A 13,997-nucleotide genomic window follows, 5' to 3' on the forward strand; every position below is an offset into this window, starting at 1 on the left:
CGCCGGGCGGGATGTCTATTTTCCGGTTTCTTCCAAAACCAAGGCCAAAACGACGACGAAAACCGTCTGACGTCTCTGGCCTGCCGCTCTCTCCCCGGCCCGGCCGGGGACAGGAACCGGTCGTTATGGCCGCGGTTCCCCCCTCGCCAAAGAGGAGAGAAGAGAAAGAGAGCTTGAGAAATGGGTTTCAAAGTTGCAGTAGCGGGCGCGACCGGGAATGTCGGCCGCGAAATGCTCAATATCCTGGCCGAACGCGGCTTCCCGGCCGATGAGGTCGTGGCGCTCGCATCGGCCCGCTCGCAGGGAACCGAAGTTTCCTTTGGCGACCGGACGCTGAAGGTTTCCAACCTGGAGAACTACGATTTCTCCGACACCGACATCTGCCTGATGTCGGCCGGCGGCGACGTTTCGAAGAAGTTCTCGCCGAAGATCGGCGCCCAGGGCTGCGTCGTTATCGACAACTCTTCCGCTTGGCGTTATGACGCCGACGTGCCGCTGATCGTGCCGGAAGTGAACCCGGATGCCGTCACGCAGTTCACCAAGCGCAACATCATCGCCAACCCGAATTGCTCGACCGCGCAGCTCGTCGTCGCCCTGAAGCCGCTTCATGACTTCGCCAAGATCAAGCGCGTCGTGGTTTCGACCTACCAGTCGGTCTCCGGCGCCGGCAAGGACGGCATGGACGAGCTGTTCAACCAGACTCGCGCCGTCTTCGTCGCCGATCCGATTGAGGCAAAGAAGTTCACCAAGCGCATCGCCTTCAACGTCATCCCGCATATCGATGTCTTCATGGAAGATGGCTACACCAAGGAAGAGTGGAAGGTGCTGGCCGAAACCAAGAAGATGCTCGACCCGAAGATCAAGGTCACCTGCACGGCTGTCCGCGTCCCCGTCTTCATCGGCCATTCCGAATCGGTCAACATCGAGTTCGAAAACGAGATCACCGCCGATCAGGCTCGCGATATCCTGCGCGAAGCGCCTGGCTGCCTCGTCATCGACAAGCGTGAAAACGGCGGTTACATCACGCCTTACGAGTCCGCCGGCGAAGATGCGACCTATATTTCGCGCATCCGTGAAGATGCGACCGTCGAGAACGGCCTCAACCTCTGGGTAGTCTCCGACAACCTGCGCAAGGGTGCCGCGCTCAATGCCATTCAGATCGCCGAATTGCTCGTCAACCGCGGCCTCATCAAGCCGCGCAAGCAGGCTGCGTAAGGATCTGTAAACCAATTTACGGTTTATCAACCCTCCTTGGCTAAGCAGAATAAAAGGAAAGCCTCGCCATTTCGGATGAAAGGCGAGGCTTTTCTGAATGATTTTGGCGGCGATGTTTCACATGAAACGAAAACATCACTCGCTAAAACATGATGACATGGTGGTCGGATGCTGGCATGGTCCGGTGGCGACTAAACGCGCGTGATCCCCTGGCTTTCAAGGGTTTGCGCGCCATTGAAAACGGTTACCGCGATCGCACCGCGGTAAGAATTCGGGGACACTGAATGCGCTTCACAAAATCTGGAATGGCAGCTCTCGTGGCGGGCGGATTGCTGCTGGGAATGCCGCTTGCGGCAAACGCCGCATCTTGCGGCAACACTTCCGCCGGATTCGAGAACTGGGTGCAGGAATTCAAACGGGAAGCGCAGGGACAGGGCGTCAGCCCCTCCACCCTCGACAGGGCCTTCGCCAACGTCCATTACAACCAACCCACCATCCGCGCCGACCGCGGCCAGAAGAGCTTCAAGCTTTCCTTCGAGGAATTCATGAAGAAGCGCGGCGGCCAAACGATCATCAATCGCGGCAAGAGCATGAAGCAAGCCAACGCGGCCCTCTTCGCCAAGATCCAGAAGCGCTTCGGCGTTCCCCCAGGCCCGATCATCGCCATCTGGGGCATGGAAACCGGCTTCGGCAGCTACATGGGTGACCAGCATACGCTTTCGGCCGTCTCGACGCTTGCTTATGATTGCCGTCGTTCCGCGTTCTTTACCGAGCAACTCTACGCGGCCCTGAAGCTCGTCGGCGAAGGTTATCTCAACCCGGCGGCGCGTGGTGCAGCTCATGGCGAAATCGGCCAGACGCAGTTCATGCCGAAGAACGTGGTCCTCTACGGCGTCGATGAGGACGGTGATGGCAGGGTCGATCTTGTGGGATCGCGCGCGGATGCGCTGGCCTCGACGGCGAACTTCCTGCGCGGCCATGGTTGGCAGCCCGGCGCCGGCTACCAGCCTGGCGAGCCAAATTTCTCAGCTATCGCCGGCTGGAACGACGCAAAGGTCTATCAGCAGGCAATCGCCTATATCGGCCAGCAGATCGACGGCAAGTAAGGCGTGATCTCATCACATCAAAAAGGCGCTGCGACCGAGTGGTCCGCAGCGCCTTTAAATGGTCTACGCTCCGTCTTGCCAGCGTTAGGCCCTTTACCTTGGGCCTCTAAACCTCAGGGCGGATGAAGTCGCGCGTCGCCGGGTCCATGACCCAGAGTTCGCCGGTCGAGATATCAAACCAGGCGCCGTGAAGGCTAAGCTTGCCTTCTTCCTCGCGCGCTCTGATCTCCGGAAAACTGCGGAGATTGTCGAGCGAATTGCGGATCGAAATGCGCTCCAGCGCGGTCTGGCGCTCGGTCTGCGTCATGATGTCATTGCTCTGGATCTGTTCGGCCGCAGGCTTCAGCAGCGCCATCCAACGGCCGATGAAATCGCCCGGCGACAGCGGCTCCGCGTTCGGATCAAGTGCGGCGCGAATGCCGCCGCAGCGGCCATGGCCCATGACGACGATATCGGAAACCTTGAGCGACAGAACGGCGAATTCCAGCGCGGCCGAAGTCGCATGGAAATTGCTGTCCGGCTCGTAGGGCGGCACCATGTTGGCGACGTTACGGATGACGAAGAGTTCGCCCGGTCCGGCGTCGAAGATGATCTCCGGCGCCGAACGGGAGTCACTACAGGCTATCACGAGGGTCGATGGGCTTTGGCCAAGCTCGGCGAGAGTGCGGTAGCGTTCGCGCTCATCGGCATAACGCCCGCTCATGAAGTTGCGATAACCGTTCAGAAGGGTGTTGGGGAAGCTTTGCATGATATTGGATTACAATGCACTTCGGCCGATGGCAACTGTTGCGCTGCAAAAAGCTCCCGCCGCTTCCAGTCGTTACTTTTTCTTCCGCTGCGCTGGGTGGACGAGATGCCTCAGCTGCACCATCGCCATCGGCGTCGACAGGCTCGCGGAATCGACGGCAAGCGTCAGCTCGTTGCTGCCGCGCTTGACGGCCCGCGCCAGCACTTCGAAGACGCTGGCCGTCGTCAGCTGTAATGCCCGCTCCTCATCCATCCCCGAAAGCAGACGCGACAGGAAGACGGCAGACAGGAGATCGCCCAGTCCATTCGGCACGCCTTCGACGCTGCGATGCTCGGCAAGCAGGGCGTTTCGGCCGCTCAGATAGAGATTGCCGATGCCGCCGGCCATCATCGGCACGGCAGACGTCACCAGCATGCGCGACGGGCCAAGCGCGAGAGCCGCCTCCATGATGGCGTTGTTATCCTCGAGGGGCGCTCCCGCAAGCCAGGCAAGCTCATAGCGGTTCGGCGTTGCAAGCGACGCCAGCGGGATCAGATGGTCGCGGATCGCTTCCGCCGTTGCCTCAGGCACATAAAGCCCGCCGGCATCGCCGATAACGGGATCGCAGGCATAGAGGAGATCGGGGTTCTTCTCCCGCATAGCCGTTACGAGCCTTGCAACGGAACGCGCCTGCGCAGCATTGCCGAAATATCCCGATAGCACCGCTTTGACCTCGGAAAGCCAGGGTGCGGCGATGAGATCGTCAATCGCATGGTCGAAATCCGCCTCGTTGAAGGTCAGCCGCGTCGAACGTCCATGACCAGGATGCCACGGCAGAACGATCGTCGGCAGCGCCCACACCGGATGGCCAAGTGTCTCCAGCGCGAAAACGGCGGCGCGATTGCCGACCGACCCTCGAACGACGTGGCTGGAGATGACGATAACCGCGCCGGCGGACACTTGCGACATGATGCTAGCTTTCAAGTTCGGGCTTCAAACTGCCATGGCGCCGTTGATGATCCCTTTGGCGGCACTCTGTCAACCGCACTTCACAGAGTCATGAAAACCTCTGTTGACGAGTTGATTCCGCCAATATCACACCGATGATATCCGCTTTGCACCGAGACCGCGCGTTTCAGCAAGATTTTTAAAGAAACCGACTAAAATCAGTCCGAAAGCAACCAAATTCGCATTCTTTTTGCCAGTTTTTTCGCTAAACCTTCTGCTACTGTCGTCAAAATTCGAAAATCGGGAGGAATTTCATGGCGCCTAAGACCAATCCGAAACGGGAAAAACAGATCGAAGCGGCACGCAAAATTGCGGCGGCAACAGGCAAAGCGCATCTCGATCCCGAAATCCTGTTCGGCCGGGCAAGCAATGACGACATGGAGCTTTACAGCCCGGAAATGCTGGCCCTTGCCGCGGCACATGCCGCGAAGGAGCTGGCAGCCTGGAGCGGCACGTCTCCCCGCGTCAACATAGAGCAGGTCGCCGGTATCGAGCCCGATGGCATTGCCGTTTCAATTCTTTCGATCACCGACCATAACATGCCCTTCCTCTATGAATCGATCATGGGTGAAGTGACGAGCAGCTATCGCGATCTCTACATGGCGGTGCATCCGATCCTGGTCATCGAGAAGGGCAAGCAGCCGAGCCTTTATTCAGCCGATCAACCGAGCGATCCGGCCCATCGCGTCAGCCATATCCAGCTTCATCTCTCGCCGCTGACGACAGCGCAGGCAACCGATCTGACCAAGCGGGTACAGACCGTGCTCGACCAGACGCATCTCACCGTTTCCGACTGGAAACCGATGCTGGCACGCCTCGAGACCGTCATATCGGAGCTTTCAACCTATGAGGCGGCCGGCCGCCGCAAGAACGATCGCGACGAGGCACTCGCCTTCCTTGCCTGGCTACGGGACGGCAATTTCACCTTCCTCGGCATGCGTGAATATGTCTATTCCGGCAAGGGCGCCAACGCCAAGGTCGAGCGGGACCGCGGCACCGGCCTCGGCATCCTGTCCAATCCGGACGTCCGCGTTCTCCGGCAGGGCAAGGACGCCGTCACGACGACCCCGGAAATCCTCGCTTTCCTCGACGGGCCGGATTTCCTGATCGTCACCAAGGCCAACGTCAAATCGATCGTCCACCGCCGCGCCTATATGGATTATGTCGGCGTCAAGCGCTTCGACACGGATGGCAATGTTACTGGCGAGCTGCGCATCGTCGGCCTCTTCACATCGACGGCTTATACCAGCGCTGCCACTGACGTGCCGCTGCTGCGCTCGAAGGTGCAGAAGGTCAAGGATCACTTCGGCTTTGATCCCACGAGCCACTCGGGTCGCACGCTCGAAAACACGCTGGAATCCTATCCGCGCGACGATCTCTTCCAGATCGATACCTCGCTGCTGGCAAATTTCGCCGAGCAGATCAATGATCTGACCGATCGGCCGCGCGTGCGCGTATTGCCGCGTATCGATCATTTCGACCGCTTCGTCTCCGTCATCGTCTATGTCCCGCGCGAGGAATATGATTCCGTTGTCCGCGAGAAGATCGGCAATTACCTGAAGTCAGTCTATGACGGCCGCGTCTCAGCCTATTATCCCGCCTTCCCGGAAGGCGGGGTTGCGCGCGTGCACTTCATCATCGGCCGCAGCGCCGGCAAGACGCCACATGTTCCGCAGGCGAAGCTGGAAGAAGCGATCCGCGCCATCACAGCCCGCTGGGACGAACGCTTCGCCATGCTGGCCGGCCCGAAGGCGCCGAGCATCTCCGTCAGCCAGGCTTTCCAGGAAGCCTTCTCGCCGGAAGACGCCTTTGCCGATCTGCCCGATATCATCGCAACTGCCGGTGCCGAGCCGATCCGCATCGGCTTCTATATCCGCAAAGACGAGGCAGGCGACATTCTCTCGCTGAAGATCTTCCACGGCGACGGCAACCTGGCGCTATCGCGCCGCGTGCCGCTGCTCGAAAATCTCGGTTTCAACGTTATCAGCGAGCGCACCTTCGATGTCTATGTCACGGCGAAAGGCGGCTCGACCGGCCATGTCGTGCTCCACGACATGGAACTCGAAACCCGCAGCGGCCTGACGATCGATCTCGCCCGCCACGGCGCCGCCCTGGAAGAAGCCTTCCTTGCTGCCTTCGGCGGCACGATCGACAACGACGCTTTCAACCGGCTGATCGTCTCTGCCGATCTCTCCGCTCGCGAAACCAATGTGCTGCGCGCCTATTCCCGCTATCTCAGACAGGCCGGCATCGCCTATTCGCAGGATTATATCTCTGCGACGCTGGATAAATATCCTAGGATTGCCGCATCGCTCTTCCGATTGTTCCACGATACGCTCGACCCGAAGCTCAGCGACAAGAACCGCACGAAGAAGCTCTCCGAGCTGCACGCGAGCATCGAAGCCGAACTTGCCGACGTACCGAGCCTCGACGACGACCGCATCCTGCGCCGCTACGTCAACGCCATCGACTCGACGCTGCGCACCAACTATTTCCAGAAGAATACGGACGGCACGCCGAAGGCCATGCTCGCCTTCAAGCTCGATCCCAAGCTGCTCGATGGCCTGCCCGAACCGCGCCCCTTCCGCGAAATCTTCGTCTACGGCGTTGAAGTGGAAGGCGTACACTTGCGCTTCGGCAAGGTGGCGCGCGGCGGCCTGCGCTGGTCGGATCGCGCTGAAGACTATCGCACCGAAGTTCTAGGCCTTGTGAAGGCACAGCAGGTGAAGAACGCCGTTATCGTCCCCGTCGGCGCCAAAGGCGGCTTCTATCCGAAGAAGCTTCCGGTCGGCGGCAGCCGCGACGAGGTCTTCAATGCCGGTCGTGAGGCCTACAAGACCTATATCCGCACGCTGCTGTCGATCACCGACAACATTTCCGGCGCCGATATCATCCCGCCTGCCGACACCGTGCGGCTTGACGGTGACGACCCCTATTTCGTCGTTGCCGCCGACAAGGGCACGGCGACCTTCTCCGACACTGCCAATGCATTGGCGCAGGAAGCCGGCTTCTGGCTCGACGATGCCTTTGCGTCAGGCGGCTCGGCCGGCTACGACCACAAGAAGATGGGCATCACCGCCCGCGGTGCCTGGGAAACCGTGAAGCGGCATTTTCGCGAGATGGACATCGACATTCAGACGACGCCCTTCAGCGTCGTCGGCGTCGGCGACATGTCCGGCGACGTCTTCGGCAACGGCATGCTCCTGTCTCCGAAAATCCGCCTGCTCGCCGCCTTCGATCACCGCGACATCTTCATTGATCCCGATCCGGACATGGCAAAGACGCTCGCCGAACGGCAGCGGCTCTTCAACCTGCCGCGTTCGAGCTGGCAGGATTTCGACAAGTCTGTCTTGTCGAAGGGCGCGATGATTATTTCCCGATCGGCAAAATCGGTCACGCTGACGCCGGAAGCGGTCGCCGCCATCGACATCGACAAATCGGTCGCAACGCCCTTCGAGATCATGACGGCGATCCTCAAGGCGCCGGTGGATCTGCTGTGGTTCGGCGGAATCGGCACCTATGTCAAGGCGCCGTCCGAAACCGATTCGGAAGTCGGCGATCGCGCCAACGATCCGATCCGCATCACGGCTGAAGAAGTCCGCGCCAAGGTGATCGGCGAGGGCGCCAATCTCGGCGTCACCCAGAAAGGCCGCATCGCCTATGGCCTCAAGGGCGGCCGGTGCAACTCAGACGCCATCGACAATTCGGCCGGGGTCAACACCTCCGACGTCGAGGTCAACATCAAGATAGCGCTTGCCAACGCCATGCATGACGGCCGCCTGACACGCCCCAAGCGCGATACGCTGCTCGCCTCCATGACCGACGAAGTGGCAGCGCTCGTCCTGCGCAACAACTATCTGCAATCGCTGGCGATCTCGCTGACCGAGCGCAAGGGGACCGGCAATGGCCTGGAACTCAGCCGCTTCATGAGCGTGCTGGAAGCGGCAAAGCAGCTCAACCGCAAGGTCGAGACCCTGCCCGACGATCAAACGTTTGCCGAACGTTACGCCAATGGGCGGCCGCTGACGCGCGCCGAAATCGGCGTGCTGCTCTCCTATGCCAAGATTGTTCTCTTCGATGCGCTTGTCGCCAGCGACCTGCCCGACGATCCCTATTTTGCGGCCACGCTCCACCGCTATTTCCCGGCTAAGATGCAGCGTTCGAACGCCACGGATATCGAAAGCCATCGCCTGCGCCGCGAAATCATCGGCACGGCGCTCGCCAACGAAGCGATCAATCGTGGCGGTCCGGGCTTTGCCGTCAGCATGATGGATGCAACGGCTGCGTCGGCGGCCGAAGTGGTCAAGGCCGCCGTCATAGCCCGCGACGGCTTCGATCTCGACCGGCTTTGGAACGAGACCGATGCACTTGACGGTAAGGTCGGCGGCCAGATGCAGAACCGCGTCTATGGCGAGATCACCGAAGTCTATACCGTGCTGACGCGCCTGCTATTGAAGACTGGGGCCGCCAAGGGCGAAATCGAGGAAATCGTTAGCCGGCTTCGTGCGGCCTTGAAGAAGCTGCGGCCCGTCTTCCTGACGCATATTCCGGCGGATTTCGCGGCCGAGATCGCAGCCCGCGAAGCGGAATATCTGGCAGCCGGCCTGCCGGAGAAGCTCGCGTCGGAGATCGCCACGATCTATGCGCTTGTCCTCGTGCCTGAGATCATGCAGATCGCCGAACGCACCGGCGATACGCTGAACCGCGCGGCCGAAAGCTACTTCACCGTATCGCAGACCTTCCGCGTCGGCCGCCTGCTGCTGGCCGGCAGCCGGATCGTTACCGGCGATCATTACGAGAGCTTGGCGCTGGCGCGTAGCCTCGACCAGATCGCTGGCGCCCGTCGTGACATTGTCATCTCCGCTTTGTCCAACCATCCGAAGGACAAGCAGCCGGTTCAGGCATGGCATGCGGAAGACCGTATCCGCATCAATCGAATCGCCGAAGAGCTCGGCGGCCTCAGCGAAAGCGGCGATCCGAACCTCGCCCGCATCACCGTCGCTGCCGGCCTGCTCAGCGATCTTGCGAACGGCCGGGCAAGATGAGACAGTCCGCCTCGTCCCCGTCACGGGATGAGGGAATGAGGGCTGGATCTGGTGGCGACCGAAATTGTTGACGATAACGTGCCGGCCAAAGTGCCGGCATGCGGTATCTGGGGCTGGATGTTCTTCGACTGGGCGGCTCAGCCGTTCTTCACGGTCGTTACCACCTTCATCTTCGGCCCCTATTTCGTCGCGCGGCTGACGGCCGATCCCGTCTCCGCGCAGACGACATGGAGCAATATGGCGACGATCTCCTCGGTGATCATCGCCATCCTTTCACCGGTCCTCGGCTCGATCGCCGATCAATCCGGCGCCCGCAAGCCATGGATCGCCTTCTTCGCCGTCATCAAGATCGTCAGCCTTTTTTGCCTCTGGGGCGCGGCACCCGGCTCGCCGGTCATCTATCCGGTGATCTTCATGATCCTCGCCTCGATCTCGGCCGAATTCTCGATCGTCTTCAATGATTCCATGATGCCGCGGCTGGTTGGTAAGGATGATGTCGGCAGGCTGTCGAACGCCGCCTGGGGGCTCGGCTATCTCGGCGGCATGATCGTGCTGATCACCGTCGTGGCCTTGCTCGCCGGCAATCCACAGACCGGCAAGACCATTCTCGGCCTCACCTCGCTCTTCGGCCTCGACGCCACGCGAGGCGAGGATGCTCGTATCACCGGGCCGATTTCGGCCGTTTGGTATTTCATCTTCATTCTGCCGATGTTTCTCTTCACGCCGGATGCCGCACGCGGCTTGCCCTTGGGCGCCGCCGTTCGCTCGGGCCTGCGCGAGCTATCGGCGACCTTGGGCGAGCTGAGGCGCCGGCGCGGCATCAGCCTCTTTCTTGTCGCCCGGATGATCTATCAGGACGGCGTCAATGGCCTCCTGATCCTCGGCGGCACCTTCGCGGCCGGCATGTTCGGCTGGGCGACGATCGAGATTGGCATCTACGGCATCATCCTCAACATCATCGCCATTTTTGGCTGCTTTGCCGCCGGCTATGTCGATCGCTGGCTGGGCTCGAAGACGACAGTCGTCATTAGCCTGACTTTGCTGCTCGTCGCGACGTTCGGCATCATATCGACCGGACCGGGTTTCACGCTCTTCGGCCTCGTGCCGCTCTCCACCGTCAGCGCCGGTGGTCTGTTCGGTACGGCGGCGGAGAAGGCCTATATCGGCTACGGCCTTTTGATCGGCATCGCCTTCGGGCCTGTGCAGGCCTCCTCGCGGTCCTATCTCGCCCGCAGCGTCAGCCTCTCGGAAGCCGGCCGCTATTTCGGCATCTACGCCCTGTCAGGCCGCGCCACTAGTTTCATGGCGACTTTGTTCTTCTCGCTGGTGACCTATTGGAGCGGCTCGGCCCGCCTCGGCATGGCGACGCTTGTCATCTTCCTCGCCGGTGGCCTGCTGCTTCTGTTGTCGACGCCTTATCCGGCCGATAGAGCGAAGTAGGCAAAGAAAAATCCCGGCTGGCAAACCAACCGGGATATACGCTTTACAAATCCGGTATATCCGCCGATCAATGGCGGAAATGGCGAACGCCGGTAAAGACCATTGCGACGTTATGCTCATTGGCCGCGTCGATCACTTCCTGGTCGCGCATCGAACCGCCGGGTTGGATGACGGCCGTGGCGCCTGCGGCAATCGCCGAGAGCAACCCATCGGCGAACGGCAGGAAGGCTTCGGAAGCAACAGCGGAACCGCGCGTCAGCGGCTCGGCGAGCCCCATGGCCTTGGCGGCTTCCTCGGCCTTGATAGCGGCGATCCGGGCAGAATCGACGCGGCTCATCTGTCCGGCGCCGATGCCGGCCGTCTGGCCATCCTTGGCGTAAACGACGGCATTCGACTTCACATGCTTCGCGACGCGGAAGGCGAACTTCATGTCTTCCAGCTCCTGCGCCGTCGGCGCGCGCTTGGTTACGACCTTGAGCTCCATATCCTCGACCAAAGCATTGTCGCGGTTCTGAACCAGCAGCCCGCCGGAGACGGTCTTTGCGGTCAGGCCAGCTGCACGCGGATCGGGCAGGGCGCCGACCGCGAGCAGGCGGAGATTAGGCTTGCGGGCAATGATCGCCTTGGCTTCCTCGCTCACTTCAGGCGCGATGATGACCTCGGTGAAGAGCTTGACGATCTCTTCGGCCGTTTCTGCGTCAAGCAGGCTGTTCAGCGCGATGATGCCGCCGAAGGCGGAGGTGGAATCGCAGGCAAGCGCCCGCTTATAGGCTTCCACCAGGCTTGGGCCGGTAGCAACGCCGCAGGGATTGGCGTGCTTGATGATCGCGCAGGCTGGCCCCTTTTCCGGCAGGAATTCGGCAACGAGCTCATAGGCCGCGTCGGTGTCGTTGATGTTGTTGTAGGACAGCTGCTTGCCCTGGATGAGCGTCGCCGTCGAGACGCCGGGCCGGTTTTCGCCGGTCAGGTAGAAAGCCGCCTTCTGGTGCGGGTTCTCGCCATAACGCATCTCCTCGCGAAGAACGCCGCCGATGACACGGTGGCGCGGCGTGGCGATATCGAGCGCTTCGGCAAACCAGTTGGAGATCATCGCGTCGTAAGCAGCGGTGCGGGCAAAAGCCTTGGCGGCCATGCGCTTGCGGAAATCATAGGTCGTCTGGCCGGCGTCGGCGGAAAGCTGCGCCAGCAGTTCGGCGTAATCGGCAGGATCGGTCAGCGTCGTTACATAGGCATGGTTCTTGGCCGAAGCGCGGATCATCGCCGGGCCGCCGATGTCGATATTCTCCACCGTCGTCGGATAGTCGCCGCCGGCCTTGCGCACGTCCTCGAAGGGATAGAGGTTGATAACGGCAAGATCGATGCCTTCGATGCCGTGCTCCTTCATGGCTGCCTGATGCTCGGCATCATCACGGATGGCGAGCAGGCCGCCATGCACCTTCGGATGCAGCGTCTTGACGCGGCCGTCCATGATCTCCGGAAAATTCGTCACTTCCGAAACGTCGGTCACCGCAAGCCCTGCTGCTGCAATCGCCTTGTGCGTGCCACCGGTCGACAGCAGGCGTACGCCCTGTTCGCTCAGCGCACGCGCCAGCTCGACGATCCCGGTCTTGTCGAAGACGGACAGAAGCGCGGTTTTCACCTTCACCTTGTCGGGAGCGGGAATTTTCTTGGAAACGACGGCCATTGGCTTTCTCCGGTCTAGCATAGGGAGATGACGCGTCCTGCGGGAAGGCGCGGGACGGATAATGCCGCCCCGTTAGCATAGGTCACGCGCTTAGCCTATGGCCGATGCGATAAAAACCAGCGGATTTCGGGCTTTTCCGTGATCCGGAAGACGATCTCGAGCTGATCGGAGGAGCGCACACCCGAGGGATCGGCAAAGAAGATATCCTCCGCGACAAGCACTTCATTGCCGGGCGAGGAGAAGACCCAGGTCTCTCCATCCGGCGCGATCAACAGCGCGGCATCCGTCTCGGTCTGCAGCAGGCTGATGGAGGGGTGAATGTGAAAGCGGGCCGAAGCGATGCCCTCACCCTTCGGCTGATGCTTCTTGCCCTCCGGCGCGAAGAACCGGTCGCGGCCGGCGACGATCGTGCCGCTGGCATTCAGACTGATCTCGCGCTCATGAACATAGCCGAAGGCGGAGAGATAGCCGTCATGCGCGGCGCGGACATAGTCTCGCCCGTCTTCCGTCTCGGCGCGCTCGACGATGACCTTCTTGACGCCGCTGACCATGATCGGCCCAAGCGATTTCGATTTGGAGAACTGACAGGACGAGGTGTCGTTGAGCGTGACGGTCGAATGCGCCGCAGTCGCCCGCGCCGCCTGCATGAAGCGGTCACCCGCAAATTCAGGCGCCCCGGAATTGATGATGAAGCGCGACTTGCCCGACGACATCTCGAAGGAAAGACAGCCGGCATGCGCCGTACGGCTGAGATCGACCGAGCCAGCAGAGCCGGCATCAACGATGACGACGGCCGAACCGGCGGCCAAACGATGATATTTCGTGTGCGGCAGTGCCTTGAAGGCCTGACCGGCCGTCTCGTCATAGCGCAGCACCGACATCAGCTCGTTGGCGAGCGTCGAGGTCGCACCGTTGAACAGCGCCAGATCGCCATCCTGATGGCGGAAGAAACGCAGTGCCGGATACATGCGGTCGATGCCAGGAATGAGCCGGATCGGCACATCATGGCCGAGATTGACATAGGTCTGGCGCAGCGGCAGCAGATCGAGCAGCAGTTCCAGCGACGCCCGCGGATTGCGGGAGATATGGCCGCCATCCGGCAGGATTTGCCGGTCGATCTCGCGGTCGAGTGCCTGCCCCGCCCGTTTCAGCGTCAGCGAACTGCTCGGCATGGCGACCGAGGCCATGGCTAGCGCGATGCGCACCCGAAACCGGGTGATGCCGTCAGGCGACGAGGCTACGATCCGCCGCAGAAAGCGCACATGGAAGACGAGCATGCGCATGAAGCGGCGGTAGAAACCGCTATCGGTACCCAGCAAAAGTACGGGCGAATGCGACAGAAGCGCGATCAGCCGTTGCGCCGCTATATCGGGCGACCAGGCAAGGCCATGCAGCCGGCGGCCGTGAACGGCAATCCAGTCGGTGAGGATCGATCGCGCCATGGCCGAGGCTTGATCGCTCTTTTCCGCCCGCAAATGCCGCAGCCAGCGAAAATTATGCAGCCTGGCGGCAAAGGCCAGCGACGGCAGCTCCAATGAGAAGGGCGATGCACCTTGTGTTTCCAGAACGCGCCCGGCGAGCAGAATACGGCCGTTCAAAAGCTCTTCGACGAAAAAGGGATCGACGCTGCGCAGATCGGTCGGTGCCACGATCAGGCGCTCCGGCACACGCATCGTGTGGCGGGTAAGACGCAATCGCGTCAACGCCGCGCGGCGCGACATCCGCCGCCATGCTTCCCGCATGTATGAACTCACTAAACCCTGCCGCAGATC

At 61.2% G+C, this 13,997-nt stretch carries 8 protein-coding genes; 4 read left to right on the forward strand and 4 right to left on the reverse strand.

The genetic code is table 11. From position 1 onward, the window contains the following. The first annotated feature begins 180 nt into the window (after nucleotides 1-180). Together I8E17_RS16845 and I8E17_RS16850 are read left to right on the forward strand one after the other, a co-directional pair. A complete protein-coding gene (locus I8E17_RS16845; RefSeq protein ID WP_069613887.1) occupies nucleotides 181-1,215 on the forward strand; it encodes an aspartate-semialdehyde dehydrogenase in 1,035 nt (344 codons plus the stop codon). Nucleotides 1,216-1,499: 284 nt separating this feature from the next. After that, nucleotides 1,500-2,321: a lytic murein transglycosylase gene (locus I8E17_RS16850; RefSeq protein ID WP_069613888.1), complete on the forward strand. Its 822-nt coding sequence runs from the start codon at nucleotides 1,500-1,502 to the stop codon at nucleotides 2,319-2,321. Between the two features lie 106 nt (nucleotides 2,322-2,427). Here I8E17_RS16850 and I8E17_RS16855 read toward each other — a convergent pair whose 3' ends face one another. Both I8E17_RS16855 and pdxY read right to left on the reverse strand, forming a co-directional pair. Continuing rightward, nucleotides 2,428-3,069: a carbonic anhydrase gene (locus I8E17_RS16855; RefSeq protein ID WP_069613889.1), complete on the reverse strand. Its 642-nt coding sequence runs from the start codon at nucleotides 3,067-3,069 to the stop codon at nucleotides 2,428-2,430. A gap of 72 nt (nucleotides 3,070-3,141) precedes the next feature. Then, nucleotides 3,142-4,017, reverse strand: coding sequence for a pyridoxal kinase PdxY (gene pdxY, locus I8E17_RS16860; RefSeq protein ID WP_113366476.1), 876 nt, complete (start codon nucleotides 4,015-4,017; stop codon nucleotides 3,142-3,144). 293 nt (nucleotides 4,018-4,310) lie between these two features. Here pdxY and I8E17_RS16865 point away from each other — a divergent pair, with 293 nt between their 5' ends. Both I8E17_RS16865 and I8E17_RS16870 read left to right on the forward strand, forming a co-directional pair. Continuing rightward, nucleotides 4,311-9,101, forward strand: coding sequence for an NAD-glutamate dehydrogenase (locus tag I8E17_RS16865; protein WP_113366475.1), 4,791 nt, complete (start codon nucleotides 4,311-4,313; stop codon nucleotides 9,099-9,101). A 51-nt stretch (nucleotides 9,102-9,152) separates the two neighbouring features. Next, entirely contained in the window at nucleotides 9,153-10,541 is a 1,389-nt protein-coding gene (locus tag I8E17_RS16870; protein WP_219511280.1) for an MFS transporter, read from the forward strand. 67 nt (nucleotides 10,542-10,608) lie between these two features. Here I8E17_RS16870 and purH read toward each other — a convergent pair whose 3' ends face one another. Then, nucleotides 10,609-12,225: a bifunctional phosphoribosylaminoimidazolecarboxamide formyltransferase/IMP cyclohydrolase gene (gene purH / locus I8E17_RS16875; protein WP_069613893.1), complete on the reverse strand. Its 1,617-nt coding sequence runs from the start codon at nucleotides 12,223-12,225 to the stop codon at nucleotides 10,609-10,611. Nucleotides 12,226-12,320: 95 nt separating this feature from the next. After that, nucleotides 12,321-13,967, reverse strand: a complete 1,647-nt coding sequence (locus tag I8E17_RS16880) for a heparinase II/III family protein (protein ID WP_229002040.1) — start codon at nucleotides 13,965-13,967, stop codon at nucleotides 12,321-12,323. Nucleotides 13,968-13,997 lie beyond the last annotated feature (30 nt).

Origin of the sequence: Rhizobium sp. AB2/73 (assembly GCF_020871915.1) — a bacterium.
GTDB lineage: Bacteria > Pseudomonadota > Alphaproteobacteria > Rhizobiales > Rhizobiaceae > Rhizobium > Rhizobium dioscoreae.

Excerpts from the sequence above, each read along its gene's own strand:
- I8E17_RS16850 (WP_069613888.1), top strand. The coding sequence starts at position 1,500 with ATGCGCTTCACAAAATCTGGAATGGCAGCTCTCGTGGCGGGCGGATTG.
- I8E17_RS16855 (WP_069613889.1), bottom strand. The coding sequence starts at position 3,069 with ATGCAAAGCTTCCCCAACACCCTTCTGAACGGTTATCGCAACTTCATG.
- I8E17_RS16865 (WP_113366475.1), top strand. The coding sequence starts at position 4,311 with ATGGCGCCTAAGACCAATCCGAAACGGGAAAAACAGATCGAAGCGGCA.
- purH (WP_069613893.1), bottom strand. The coding sequence starts at position 12,225 with ATGGCCGTCGTTTCCAAGAAAATTCCCGCTCCCGACAAGGTGAAGGTG.
- pdxY (WP_113366476.1), bottom strand. The coding sequence starts at position 4,017 with ATGTCGCAAGTGTCCGCCGGCGCGGTTATCGTCATCTCCAGCCACGTC.
- I8E17_RS16845 (WP_069613887.1), top strand. The coding sequence starts at position 181 with ATGGGTTTCAAAGTTGCAGTAGCGGGCGCGACCGGGAATGTCGGCCGC.
- I8E17_RS16880 (WP_229002040.1), bottom strand. The coding sequence starts at position 13,967 with ATGCGGGAAGCATGGCGGCGGATGTCGCGCCGCGCGGCGTTGACGCGA.